The sequence below is a fragment of the Aeromonas enteropelogenes genome, assembly GCF_000819845.1.
GTDB lineage: Bacteria > Pseudomonadota > Gammaproteobacteria > Enterobacterales > Aeromonadaceae > Aeromonas > Aeromonas enteropelogenes.
The window spans coordinates 333,561-346,943 of the sequence record NZ_CDCG01000018.1; the positions used below are offsets into that span (position 1 = coordinate 333,561).

The 13,383-nt window shown below is 53.5% G+C and carries 12 protein-coding genes; 2 read left to right on the top strand and 10 right to left on the bottom strand.

Going from position 1 to position 13,383, the window contains the following annotated elements; all coding sequences use genetic code 11:
• Positions 1 to 11 precede the first annotated feature (11 nt).
• From BN1123_RS08245 to BN1123_RS08295, 10 genes are all read right to left on the bottom strand, one after another.
• Positions 12 to 1,229 (bottom strand): phage capsid family protein, encoded by a 1,218-nt coding sequence (locus BN1123_RS08245; RefSeq protein ID WP_042026352.1) that lies wholly within the window; start codon positions 1,227 to 1,229, stop codon positions 12 to 14.
• A 66-nt stretch (positions 1,230 to 1,295) separates the two neighbouring features.
• Positions 1,296 to 2,252: a hypothetical protein gene (locus BN1123_RS08250; protein WP_042026353.1), complete on the bottom strand. Its 957-nt coding sequence runs from the start codon at positions 2,250 to 2,252 to the stop codon at positions 1,296 to 1,298.
• A 525-nt stretch (positions 2,253 to 2,777) separates the two neighbouring features.
• Positions 2,778 to 4,904, bottom strand: coding sequence for a portal protein (locus BN1123_RS08255; protein WP_042026354.1), 2,127 nt, complete (start codon positions 4,902 to 4,904; stop codon positions 2,778 to 2,780).
• On the bottom strand, positions 4,904 to 6,604 hold the full coding sequence (locus BN1123_RS08260; protein ID WP_224212379.1) for a terminase large subunit: 1,701 nt from the start codon (positions 6,602 to 6,604) through the stop codon (positions 4,904 to 4,906). The genes BN1123_RS08255 and BN1123_RS08260 overlap by 1 nt, the downstream gene beginning before the upstream one ends.
• The gene (locus BN1123_RS08265) at positions 6,601 to 7,449 is read right to left on the bottom strand and encodes a hypothetical protein (RefSeq protein ID WP_042026355.1); all 849 of its coding nucleotides are present in this window, start codon (positions 7,447 to 7,449) and stop codon (positions 6,601 to 6,603) included. The genes BN1123_RS08260 and BN1123_RS08265 overlap by 4 nt, the downstream gene beginning before the upstream one ends.
• Before the next feature lie 28 nt (positions 7,450 to 7,477).
• A complete protein-coding gene (locus BN1123_RS08270; RefSeq protein WP_042026356.1) occupies positions 7,478 to 8,029 on the bottom strand; it encodes a DUF2514 domain-containing protein in 552 nt (183 codons plus the stop codon).
• A gap of 2 nt (positions 8,030 to 8,031) precedes the next feature.
• Entirely contained in the window at positions 8,032 to 8,706 is a 675-nt protein-coding gene (locus BN1123_RS08275; protein ID WP_231555601.1) for a lysozyme, read from the bottom strand.
• A gap of 541 nt (positions 8,707 to 9,247) precedes the next feature.
• Positions 9,248 to 10,069, bottom strand: coding sequence for a hypothetical protein (locus BN1123_RS08285; protein WP_042026359.1), 822 nt, complete (start codon positions 10,067 to 10,069; stop codon positions 9,248 to 9,250).
• Positions 10,062 to 10,547, bottom strand: coding sequence for a type VI secretion system PAAR protein (locus tag BN1123_RS21805; RefSeq protein ID WP_042026360.1), 486 nt, complete (start codon positions 10,545 to 10,547; stop codon positions 10,062 to 10,064). The genes BN1123_RS08285 and BN1123_RS21805 overlap by 8 nt, the downstream gene beginning before the upstream one ends.
• A gap of 183 nt (positions 10,548 to 10,730) precedes the next feature.
• Positions 10,731 to 11,141 (bottom strand): H-NS family histone-like protein, encoded by a 411-nt coding sequence (locus BN1123_RS08295; protein ID WP_042026361.1) that lies wholly within the window; start codon positions 11,139 to 11,141, stop codon positions 10,731 to 10,733.
• A 480-nt stretch (positions 11,142 to 11,621) separates the two neighbouring features.
• On the opposite strand from BN1123_RS08295, the gene umuD reads away from it, so the two are divergent.
• Positions 11,622 to 12,044, top strand: coding sequence for a translesion error-prone DNA polymerase V autoproteolytic subunit (gene umuD / locus BN1123_RS08300; RefSeq protein WP_042026362.1), 423 nt, complete (start codon positions 11,622 to 11,624; stop codon positions 12,042 to 12,044).
• Between the two features lie 3 nt (positions 12,045 to 12,047).
• On the top strand, positions 12,048 to 13,322 hold the full coding sequence (umuC, locus tag BN1123_RS08305) for a translesion error-prone DNA polymerase V subunit UmuC (RefSeq protein ID WP_042026363.1): 1,275 nt from the start codon (positions 12,048 to 12,050) through the stop codon (positions 13,320 to 13,322).
• Positions 13,323 to 13,383 lie beyond the last annotated feature (61 nt).

Here is a 13,383-nt window from a genome sequence, read left to right on the forward strand (position 1 = left end):
AGGATTGGTTGTTAGCGGACTACCGGGCTCACTGCCGTGTCGAGCACCATGCAACCGTGGTCCTGCACATTGCCGTTCTTCTGTTTGAAACGGATCTTTTGCAAGCCACTAATCCAGTGGATCGAGAGCTCGGTTGCGTTGCCATGGTCCGTTTTTTCCTCGTGCATACCGAAGGCGCCGCCTTGCTCACCTGAGCCAAAGGCATTGGCAAGTGCTTGACCACCAAGGAGGATGGCGCGGTCGATGGTGGTTTTAGCCGTGCTCTCTGCGGCGATGCCTATTTCTGAGTTAGCGGTGCATACCTTGACGTTGCTTCCCTGGTTAAAGCGGATCGGCATTCCTTCATATGGCTTGACCAAGAGCTTGCGCCACATCGCTCCCTCACCCCGGAATATGGGATGGTTCCATCCTTTGCTTCGCTCTGTCACCGCTGCCAGCATCGCTTGCCAGTCCTTACCTGTACTGGAGGTGTAGAAATCATGCCATTGGCGAGGTGTCACATAGAGCAAGTAGAGAGGCTCTCCACCAGAGGGATCAGAGGCCATACGAATGGGCTGGATCGGGTTAGCCATCTCGGCCAGGAACAACGCCATGTTGTCCACACAGCCCAGATTGAAGCGATCCGCTTCATCGATCGCCTCGAAAGTGGTGGCATCCCCCCCGAAGAAGTGGCGCTCATAGGTTGGTGCTGTGATTGGGTTGATCATGATCTCATTGAACTCAGGATCTGAGACCAGCGGGACAATAATGTCGTCAGCAATGTAGTCGCCGCGGGCACCAGCCAGCTGGATCATGCCTCGCTGATCGGTCAAACGGCCGTAATAACCATCCGTCAGCAAGGTGCGCGCAACTTGGCGAAGGTCATGCTTGGTACGTTTCTGACTCATCTTTCCGCCGGCATCCACACCATGACGGGTCTGATTAATGATGAGTCCGAAGTCCGCTTGGGAGAGGTTCTCCAGGCGACCAGCAATTTTCTTATCGCCCATAGTCGGACGACGGGACAGTTGATGGAAGATCTGCATGTCTACTTCTGTGCCAGCCTGCTTGGTCAGGTCGGTCACACGTACTACGGGGGCGCCGTGACTGGTTTGTTTGCCACCGTTGATCTTCACCCCCTTGGGGGCTGGCTCGGTCAGCATATTGACAAGGGAGTGGGCGCGGTTGGCCTCGGTAAAGAGGGCTACCTGCATAATTTTGTTGGCTTGCGCCTGGGTCACTTGGGTCATGATCCTCTCCTACCAAACAAAAACCCCGGCTCGGGGCCGGGGTTGAATTGAGTGGATGTGGTGTTGTTACAGGTCATGTTCCGCGAGTAGCTCCTCGATTTGAGCTGCACTCATGTTGGACATTTCTGCCATCAATTGCTCTTGGCTCATAGCGCCATACTTTTCGAGTGTGCTTTCATGCTGCACGGACTGACCGAGATCTGACGGACTGGACGGAATGTGGTCTTGCTCCACAAGCGTATCTGGGGCCGGTTCACTGGCGGGAGGAGCTGGCGGCTCCACCATGTCGCCAAAAGCAGCCTTGGTACGTTTGGTCACTTCCGCAAAACGTTCCGTCAGGGGTTTGTTTTTCCACATGGGATCAGCTTTCAGCCGTTCATCGACCGACACGGCAAAGGTGGCGCGATCCTGATCATGCTCCATCCAGGTTGCGAGTTCAGGTACCGCCTGCAGTGCAGTCTGAACATCGTCAGGGATAGCGTTGACCAGCGGCTGCTCATGTTGCTGGTAAGTGGGTTGGGTCAACTTATCGAGACGCTTGGCAATACCGGTCAGGACTTTCCCGATCTCGGGATAGTCCTGGGCCAGTTGCTCGATGTCCTCGAGATTGAGCGCATCCGGGTCGGTATCGGGATTGATACCGTGCTTATCCAGCAAAGCTTGCAGCCGCTCCCTCTCAACGACCTCGGTCTTGAGTTGTGCATTCTCGGCGGCCAACGCCTGCCGTTGTGCACGCTCGGCCTCGAGCACGTCGTAAGGGATCTGATGTTTGCCATCTTTAGATAGAATGACCTTGTCGGTTTCCAGCTCATCACTCTGCTGGTCATCTTGGTTCACCTTATCCTGACCCTGCTCCTCGGCCGCCGGCGGCGCGGTCTGTTCGCCCTTTTCATCGGTGCTGGGTTGCTCAACTTGCTCTTGCTGCTCTACGTGCTCTTCTTCGTCTTCCAGAGCGTTCAGGGCGGCTTCAAGCTCTTCAAGTGATTCGGCGCCAGTCAGATTGTCAAAGTCGATGGTATCCATTGCTGTCCTCGTGGTGTTTGTGGGTGGTATCGCTGCCCAAGCGGGAGAATGCTCTGCGTGAAAGCGCTCTCCGGCTGAGGCCGGGTACAAAAAAGCCCGCACAAGGCGGGCAAAGTTCTTTCTTCTATCGCTCAGGACGCTAGCCGGTATCAGTCATGTTTCGCACCAAGCAAAAACCCGGCAGGGTAGCCGGGTTTTGAAATGAAAACGCCCAACCTGAAGAGATTGGGCGATTATGGGAAAATCCTAACGCTAGCTGGCGATAAATGCAACAACCCTAGAGCGGGATCGCGTCGGTCTCGCTTTGTAAAACTCTCCAGCTGAGCCGGATACAAAAAAGCCCACTCCAAGAAGCGGGCTAAAAGAACAAGTGTCACTATACGAGCCAAACGGTTTTCATTTGGGGCGCCATGGCGGTTATTCGATCGATATCACACGCTACTGATAGCATTCAAACGCCCAAACAGGGCAAGTCGAATAACGCCAGAAGAAGGCTAATGCTCATAGCTCAAAAAATCAACAACATCAAATTTTAATATCATCGATTTGTTGCTGAATAGTCTGTTCAAGCTGAGCCTGCAGCACCGCACGCTCGGTTGAAAGCTGCTCTTCCTCTTGTTGCATTAATGCCATCTCCTGTAACACCCTCCCGGTGTTGGCCTGCTTGAGGGCGTCATCAAAGCGCATCGAGTCAATAAGCTTCTGCAGACGCAGGGCTTCGTTTTGCCACTTGGCGGCACGGGCCTCAATCTCGGTCACCTTGGCAACCGCCTCCCGCATGGCCAGCGCTTGTTGAAGCTGTTGCTCCTGCGCCAACAGCTGCGCGGCCTGTTGTTCCTCGGGCGTCATCTGCTCTGCCGGTTTGGCAATCCCCATGGCATTGCGTACCCGATCGGCAAATTCATGTTTGTTTGGCACATCCATCAGTTCAACCAGCATGTCAAAACAGGCAACTTGCGCTTCCGGGGGGAGTCGGATCATCACCTCCATCATCCGTTCGGCCAGTTGTTGTTTGTAGGCAGGCGTCTGCTGGATAGGCGCCAGGGCAATGTGGGCACGCAAGCGAGAGACATCATTGGTCAGTCCCTCCCCTGCAGGCACGTTTAGTACGATGGTCTTGCGGTTGCCCTTGTCCTCACGGTTGATGGCTACTTTCACATTCCGGTGCTTGGTCAGCTCTTCCATCAGGTAACCCAGGGCAAGCTGACCCACCATCTGCCGACCGAAGCGGTAGTTGTCGTTGATTTCGGACAGCGTTGTAGCGCCCTGCTCGACCAGATTGGCAATGGCCACACCAGACTGGCCTGTTGTGCCCTGCCCCAGATAAGCGGCATAGACTCCCATGGTATCCTGAATGAGTTGTACGCTGTCCTGCATCACCTGGAACTGCTGGGCGGCAACATTGAAGTCCTGCTCCACCCGAAATACATCAGAGATGGTTTGCTTGTTCTTGCGGTCTGGGTTGAGCTCAATCAGGCCATCAGCGCGCTCCACCTCCTCCAGGACTTGCACACGGCTCATGTCGGTAGCGTCTTTGTCCATGATCACCCGTTTCGCCTGCAGCAACCAGGTGAGCTTGATGCGACGCAAGTTCACTTCATCCTGGGCAGGAATGGCTCTGGCTATCAGCCCATACGGCTCGCGGCTACGATCTTTGCGATATCCCCAGAAAGGCACCAGGGGATACATGTTGTGTGGTGCGCTGCAGGGACGATCGACCAGAGCATGGGGGCCGGCAAACCAGGCCTCACGAATGGTCGCCACTGGCTGGCGTTCCACGACACCTCGGCCCAACCGAATGGCCGCCATATGCAATTCGTTGTGCTCATCAAACTCAATCGCTCGCCCGGTCTCGAGCAATAGCACACGTCGAATAATGTAGGTGCGATAGTAAACAACCTGCAGCAGCAAGCGCTTGCGGTCGATGCTACACCACTCTACCTGTCGGGCATCAAACTGCTGCCACTCGTCAAACGCACTTTGCGTACTCGCATCCATGCCTTCTATCGCGGCCAGGCTCACCACGCCATGCCAGGTTTCTCCGACGCTACAACGTAGCACTTCCGCTTTACTTGGGAACATGGTGCAAGCCTCGTCGAGATCCAGCCAGCGGCGACGCATCAACCAGCGGCAGTCTGATAGATCTAGTTCCCTGTAGTGCCAGTCCCAGAACACTTCATCCCGGTGTACGAAACCAAACCGGAAACGTGGACCGAAAAAGTCCGTGTTTCGCCGCACCTCAACCCAACCTATCCCTGTCTTGATTTGGCTGGCGTAGGCCTCTCCACAAGCTCGGTCACATCCTCCCAGGCGAGTCATATCGGCAAACTCCGCGTTCACCGCCTCGGCCAGCAGCTCATACTCCTCCTCGATATCATCGGCGACGACCATCAGATCGGTGCGGGTTTTGGCCTCCATACCCAGTACCCCGTCCACCGTTGGTGCAATCAGGTTGTGAATAGTGTTGGGTTGGCCGCGTTCTTTGAGTACCTGTTTTACGCTGGGCGGAAGTTGGTCATTGTCGTAGTAGGCGCAGCACAAGTTGGCGAACGAACGCCAGTCGGGCTGGCCCTGGATATCGCTCATCAACGCCAACAGGCGTGCCGTATCGAGTCGCCCCTTTACCGGCGACCTGGTCGTCATGTCATTCATCAGTGGGCCATCCAGTGAGTTTGTTGGCGTGGAGAGTTGTCTCTGACGATGCGTGCAGGCATACGAGCCCGCATCTCTTGGGAAATCATGTAGCTCATCAACTGGTCATCGAAGCAGCCGTCCTGAGCATTCATCCGGCCCCGCTTGTCGTAGACAAAGCAGGCCGCTTCATGGACGGTTCCTATCCAGCGGATCCCCGATTGTCCGGAGCGCAGCAGGGCCTTGAGACCGTCAACGATGATAGGTTTGCTCTGTGCCGTCGTAAGCCAACCGATGCGGTCCGTCTCGTCGTCACTTTCCCTATCGATGTACTCCTGGGCATAGATGCGCCGAGTGGGGTAGATGTCTCGTAGCCGTAGCAGGAACGCATGACCGTGGTTGTTACGTTCCGGACCGACGAAGGCAGGACCATACGCTTTGGAGCCATACCAGTGCCCGATATGGCTGGCCAGCATGGCCAGCAACCCCGGGTCGAGATATCCGAACCAATGTGCCACCTGCTCTCCGTTGGAGCGTTTCACCACATCGAATGAGCTGCGGTCGCCATGCTCCAGCCCCTCGGCGATATCGACACCAATGGCATAGTCCTCTTCCTGGTCGGGTAGTTCCCACACCAGGAGCATATTCATCAGTGTGCGCTGCCCTTGTTCGTCCAACGTCTCGGGAGAGTTAGCCCGCTCACGATTGCCGGTCACTGGATCTATGTCATAGACCAGCTCTGGTGCCCTGCACGCGCCCTCTGCGCGCATCGTCGCTGCTGGTGCAAACACCCGACGGCCAGATGTCAGGAATGCTTCCAGCGGGGTGCTCGGAAACTCCTGTTTCATCTCGTCGCCCAAGCTCACTTCTTTCAGCACATACCACTGGCGCTGCTCTGGCGAGATGGTGCAACCTATGGCCTGCTCTACCGCATCGAAATACGCTGCCTGGGCCTTGCTCATGGTGATGCCGTTGGCCGACACATCGGTGCGATACTTGGGGTCCTGCCACCAGGCGAAGAAGTGGAACTTCCAGTCCAAGTGAGTCAGCGCACCGCCAACCTTGGCCAGTTCGAGGGCTCGCATGCTCAAGGCATGGAAGTCGCCACCCACGCCCTCGGCCGTTGATTCGATGAATGCCACAGCGCCCGGGTGAATGGCCTGCAGGGTACCGGTACGCAATTCTTTGGCCTTCTCCGGGTATTTGGCACAGATTTTCCCGTGCTCGGAGACATGCAGGCGCTGGACCGTGCCAGAACGGAAGGACGTGGCCACTTGAATGCTTGAGCCGTGTCGGAAAAGGATATAGCCGCCATTCGCCCCGCCGCGTCGGGTCACTACCTTGAATTGGGTTTTGAGCCAGCTGGGCAGGTTATCGAACGGGATTTCAATCTTGGTACGATAAATCTCTCCGGCGGCAGTCAGGTCATGGGCAATGATCCCGCACTTTAGGTTCTTGTTGAACAGCGCCTCATCCAGCAAGTAGATATCGATGGCGGTGGAGAACCCCAGCTGGCGAGCCTTGAGGATGATGTTCAGCCACCACATGGTCCTGAACAGCAGCTCCTGCGCGGGCCGCAACCGGAAGCGCACCAGTTCCCCCTGCTCGTTCTCGATCATGTAGAGGTTGTTCATCCTCCACCACTTATCGCCGAGTTTGTCGCGGATGGCCGCCAGTTGCTCCGCTTCGGTCATAGTGGAGATATCGATGAATTCGGTCACGGCATCAACCCACCAGTGCCTGCTTCCTGCAGATCTTCGAGCATGTCGCCAACGGGGGTTGCATGACGGCCACCATCCTGCTCCAGGCGTTCCGCCTCAGCCTCCAATTTGCGAGTTGCGGCATCAATCCGCTTGGTGTCAGCCTCAATCTTCGGTGCGCTCACCTCATCAATGCGCAAGGCACTCAGGGTGCGCTCGATGGATTCAATCCGTTGAATGTTCCGGTCGAGGGCCTGCTCCGCTTTCAGGATCTTGTCATAGAGAGCAATGCGGTCGCTCAACTCCTGCGCCGCAGCCAGTTCATATTGCAATGTCTTCAAGCTTTTGGTGACCGATAATGCTCGCGCTCGAGTGAACAGCAGCTCATCCCGTAGCCTCAGCTCTTTGGCTTGATCGAATAGCTCATCGGCATCCAGGAATTTGGCGTAACCACCATGGGTTTTCGTCATCTGCATGCCGGGCTTAATGTTCGATGGTGGGTGTGGGTTACCGGCATTCCCCACGGACTCCCTGTGGCCCTTTATAAAACGCCCATGTTTATCTCGCCCACTGGCCAAGATGTTGCCCGCATTTTGGCCTGAGTCAGTCGAGGACTTCGTGGTTTGTGCAGATTGCGCACTTTGGCCAGAATTGCGCATTTTGCGTTCCGATAACTGCGCACTTTTTTGCGCACAGCGCACATCAGATTGCGCACCTGACTGTGCAGTTCGGGGTTTGATATAACGCCGGGCAGACTGATAGTTCAGGCCACGCTGCGCACACCACGCCTTGGCAGCAATCCCTGTTTCGGCATGCTCCTGTATAAATGCAGCCTGCAGCACCTGCCAATCAATGTGTTTACCCATCCTGTTGCCACAAACAACAACCCCGCCGTTATGGGCGGGGTTCTATGGTGTCGGTGCGGAGGGCGTCGTAGGCTCGCTCACAGGCCAATCCTGTGGCTCGAGCTCGGTCATACGCTGCCGCCAGCTCTCCCGCTCTCTTGTCAGCCCGACTGAGCAGCTCGGCGAGCACCATGGCAGATTGTTGGGTTGTCGGGCTTCCTTGGGTAGCGCAGGTACCACAGGCGCATTGACTAGCTCGGGCAGCCAGGCGACGGGCTTGCTGGCGCAACTTGTCAGACTCAAGGCCAGCAGCAACAGCATCAGCTTGTGCTTGAGCGATCTTTGCTTGTGCATGGTTCTTCACCTCACTGATTTCAGTCTGTCGGCGCATCTCTTCTTCCCGAGCCGTTCTCTCTGCTCTCACCCGGGCCGTTGCCAGCTTGGCCGCTTCGGCATTCCACTTCGCTTGCCAGGTCTTGCGCTCTCTTTCTTCGCCATTGGCGTCCCCGGACAGATAAAGCACCGTCCCACCACCAACCAACCCGATGACAATCAGGGCACCCGCCAAAAACGGCAGCATACCGCTATATGGGCTAAACATTGTCACTCCCCCTTGCACTTCGCATGAAGGCGTAGCCGGTCCTTCCATAGCCCAGCACATACCCGATTGCCCGGTACCGAGCAGTCTTGATTGCCGGCACGCTTGAACAGCAAGATGGCCTCACAGGCTCCCGGGTAGTCGCCCACGTTCAGGCGTTTCACGATAGTAGAGCGGCAGAAGGCCCCGGGCCCGATGTTGTGGGAGAGCTCGACATAGGCATCGTATTCATACTGATGGAGAGGGACCTTGATACATTGCTTGAGTGCATGCTCAAACTCCCGTATCTCCCGGAGGCTTCTATTGACGGCAGCCACCGGGTCGATGGTGTCGCCCATCCTGACACCCTCGGTACTCCCAAACCCAAGGGTGGGCACCCGAGTGCCATGGACTGGGTCGGGGTAAGCCACTGGTTCATACCCTTCCCGATTCAATAGCCCCACAAAGCCCGCCGCGCTCAACGCAAGTGCCGCGATGGCAATGCGGACCTTATTCACTTTGAGCCTCTCTTCTGGAGACGTGGCTTGATGCAATTCGACCAGATGAACCACACGACCTGCACCGCGATCCAAAACAACGTCGCCACCAGAACCCAGTCGTTGAGTGAGTAACCCGCCAAACTCATGCTCGAGACGACAACCGGTGGACCAGACCTTACGGTTGCGACGCCAACCATCCACACTGCCGCCATTCCTTCCTCTTTGCTCATTTCCCCCTCCAGAAACGACAAAGCCCGCACAAGGCGGGCCAGGAATGAAAAAGGCCAAGGTCACGGAGACTCTGGCCATCTTGGGTAGATGCTAACGCTACTAAGAGGAACTTTCAACAAGTACAGGGGCTAACACTTAAGCTCAACGACGCCGGTTATAAAATAATGACATTTTGTTTATAGCTTCCCTCAAAACAAAGGCGACTAGTAAGGCAGCTAAATACGATGTGAGTAATAGCATTGCCCATAGTGGATTATCTCTAAATACATAAAATACCGAAAATAAAAAACATGCGAAAAAAAACACAATCCATTTCAATCGCAAGTTTAAAATGCAGCTCAATATTATACCCACTGGGGCTAAGTACATACTGAACAACCAAATCGCATAGTACAGCTCTCTTCCCCCAGAAGTTGGTGTGTATAATTTCATGTAAATAATTCGCCCGGCCTCCTCAATCAAGAGAAATGACAAAGCTGACAATACGCCAACCAAAAGCATACCGATAAACTTACTTTTTCCATGAAGCATATTTTGCTGCCTCAGTCTTAGTTATTTTGTCTGCTAACCTGTTTGGGTTGACTGACGTCACATTCTCGATTACACGAGCTGCCGGGTATGTTCCTGTTTCATTTTTAACCGTGACATATTTATATTTTTCCTCTGCATATAATGCGCCCCTTAGAACGAAGTAGTTATCATACGTATTGGTGTAATCGAAGTCACCAGTTACTCTACCTGTTGGAGTTCCCGGCCCCCACTTAATTCCAGTATCCACCACTTCAGCAATGCTTCTATATTCTCTATAAGTGTCTACAGCAAACGGGATCTGTCCAACAGCATCGGTCCAATATGGAGTACCATCAACCATGACCAATAAATAGCCTTTACCTCCCTGACTGGATACTTTCCAGTCTCCTGGCATCCCTTTAGCAAAAGATATCGACATACGGTCAACTGAAGCAAATTCATCTATCTGCTTCCATGTAAAATGCCTATAAGCATCTTTGGTATAATCTTTAGTATTGAGATATATTAATTCACGATAGTTATCTGCCAGTGGCTCAAACCATTGATATTTATATTTATCATATAGCGTTTGTGCAGTCACAAACTTTAACCCTTCGCCTGGAGCACGCAACACGAACAGGATCAGCCCATCTTTTCGTGTAACTACAATGATATCAGGTAGCTTAATGTGTTCAGGGTCATCTTTTTGGGAGTCGGTCAACTCTACATCTTTTTTTAAAAAGGTTTTCCCTTTTCTAGTAACAAATTCAAATCCCTCTCCATCAATGGTGATTTTCTCAACCACTTCCTTGGAATTACTCATTTTCACCACCAATAAACGCTTTTATGACACCAGATTTTTTTATTAGACCGCTATAAGCAGACCCAGACTGTCCGGAAGATAATACATTTCCAACGTCATCTTCGATGATGTATCCAATAGCTGACGAAAAAGTTATCTTTCTATCAAAAAAGAGATTCTTAACCTGAGAACTAACAACTGGAGGAGCGATATCCCCAACAATGACGGTTCCTGATCCAATAATCACGCCACCACAGTCAACCGAGCCTCCAGTAATGGCTAGTGGCTTACCGTTTATAAGCACCGTTGATGAGCCAGAAGCGATCTTACGAGGATGTGGCGGATGGTTTGGCTTGTCGTGTGGTGCAAGAGGATCACCGACCCTCGCGGCAGGAATGCCGTCGATGAAGACGTCTGGTGAGCCGGCCGTTATGGCCGTAGGATGAAAGCCATCATGGTCAGTACCTATGTTGCCGACCTTGGCTGCATGCTTGGACATGTGAGCTCCATTGCCTCAAATGGAAATCATTCTATCGTATGGTTGTTTGTTTTAGAAGCATTCAGCCCATATGGCTATGACATCAATTGACGTACATAAATTGACAAAAATACCAGGTTTTTCCAACAGACGCGCAAACAAAAAGGCCAAGGAGTTTTCCTTAGCCTTCTCAACTATCGAAATTTAAATCAAGAAACTATCGAGGGAGGCACCACCTTCTACCGCCAGCGCGATTGCCTTGGGCATGCGGCCCTGGCCAGTCCAAGTTTTCTCTACACCATCTTCGGTATATTTGTACTTGGCAGGGCGTGGGGCACGAGTACGCTTAGCTGCAGATTCATTGGTACCTTTACTCTCCCCAGCCCCCAACAGCTCGCTCGGGTCGATACCAGCTTGCTCCAGCATAGCTTGGAACTCCGCCAGTTTAGCCTGACGCTCTTCCTGCTCTTGCATGGCTTTCAGCTCGGTTTCTTCACGCTCTTGGAAAATAAGGTCAAGCTTTTCCTTGGCTTCAGTCAATTGTTCAAAACTCAGCTCACGCAAGGCAGCACGCAGGCTACGTTGATTCAGAAATACTTTGATAAACTCGTTCATGTCATCTCTCTTTTAGATGTTATTTTTGTTCACAGAGTTAGGCTCCTAACAAAAAGTTGGGAGCTGTCTACAGGTTCTGATACTAGTGTGATCGTTTCATTGATTATCTTATATCAGCCATCTTGATTTCAACAATTTTATGCAATCACCATTGATGTATCTCTTATAATCTCTTTTGGAAGATGAATACACACTTTTATTTACCCCAACTCTCTTTCAATGAGTGTCAATACTCATCAATGAACTTGCTTTTTTAATTCCCGTTTTTAGCTAGCGCATATCTACACTGCAAAACTCCGGATAGTTTCTGATAGACAGCGCCCTGCCGCTTACCTCTTCAACAAACCCTCCAACGGGTCTCTATGCCTCTACCCCTCCCTAACCAATGTGGCATCTGACAAGCTTCAATTGTTCCACAGTGATCTTCTGCCAGAGCAACGCTATACTGTATTTATATACAGCACTATAGAGTTGACCATCATGTTCGCAGTTCCAGACTCCAACGCATCTGTCTTGGAGATCCCCTTATTTCTGTCCCCTGCAGTCTGTGGCTTCCCTTCTCCGGCCCAGGACTATGTCGAGCAGACCATCGACCTCAATCAACTCTGCGTAGAGCACCCTGCAGCTACTTTCTACGTGCGAGCCAGCGGGCACAGCATGGTGGAAGAAGGTATCAACGATGGTGATTTGCTGATCGTCGATCGTGCCATTAAGGCCCGTCACGGCGCGATTGTGCTGGCTTGCCTGGATGGGGAGTTCACCGTCAAGAAACTGCAATTGCGCCCCTGTCCCGCCCTGCTGCCGGGCAACCCTGATTTCCACCCCATCTACCCACAGGAAGGCCAGGAGTTGGAGATCTTCGGAGTAGTCACCTTTGTACTTCACAAAACCAAGCTGGGGTGAAGCATGCCAAATGCAATTGCCCTGGTAGACGTGAACAACTTCTATGCCAGCTGTGAGCGGCTTTTCCGGCCAGACCTCAAGGGGCGACCCATCGTGGTGCTCTCCAACAATGACGGCTGCGTTGTATCCCGATCTCCGGAGGCTAAGGCGATGGGTCTCAAGATGGCGGAGCCCTATTTCAAGATCCGCGAGCAATTCGAAGCACAAGGTGGGATCGCGTTCAGTTCCAACTATGCCCTCTATGGCGATATGTCACAGAGGGTGATGACTATCCTGGAGGGGATGGCTCCAACCGTTGAGGTCTATAGCATTGATGAAGCCTTCCTCGAGCTCAACGAGAGCTGGGCGGGAGACTTGGCCGAGTATGGTCGTCAGGTGCGTGAACGGGTACAACAGTGGACCGGCCTCACTGTCGGCGTGGGGATTGGCCCCACCAAGACCTTGGCCAAGCTTGCTAACTACGCAGCGAAGAAGTGGCCAGCAACCGGTGGAGTGGTAGATCTGCGCGATGAAGCTCGACGCGCTCGGTTAATGGCGATCACCCCAGTGGATGAGGTGTGGGGGATTGGCCGCCGGCTCAGCGCCAAGCTGGAGAACCAGGGGGTCAAGACCGTTGCCGATCTGGTCGCTGCAGATCCGAAAGCCATTCGCCAGCGATATGGTGTTGTGGTGGAACGGACGGTTCAGGAGCTACGAGGGCTCCCCTGCGCTGACCTGGAACAGGTCGCTCAGGCCAAGCAGCAGATCATCTGCAGCAGGAGTTTCGGTGAACGCATCACAACGACTGGTCCTATGCATCAAGCCTTGGCCGGTTACATGGAACGGGCCGCCGAGAAGCTCAGAGCGGAAGGGATGTGCTGCCGCCATGTCACCCTGTTCATCCGCACCAGTCCATTCAGTGATCGGGAACCATATTACGGCAATCAAGTGAGTACGAAGCTGGCGATCCCCACCCATGACACCCGGGCGCTGCTTGCCTTGATCCCCCCTCTCCTTTCCCGGATCTGGGTTGATGATCAGCGCTACCAAAAAGCGGGCGTCATATTGGCTGACTTCAGCCCTGCCAACCTTCATCAAGGTGACTTATTCGCCGATGAACAGCAAGATCCGCGCAGTGACGCACTCATGCAGGTGATCGACAGGATTAACCAGGGCCGCATGGGAAGAGTGTATTTTGCGGCCAGGGGCAGCGATACCAGGGAATGGATGATGAAGCGAGAACAGCTAAGCCCACGCTACACGACGAGTATCAACGATCTCCCCGCAGCGAAGACATGAGTTTGGATAAATGGGGAGATATTAAATACACGAACCTTCACTTTTCACCTTGATAAAGCAA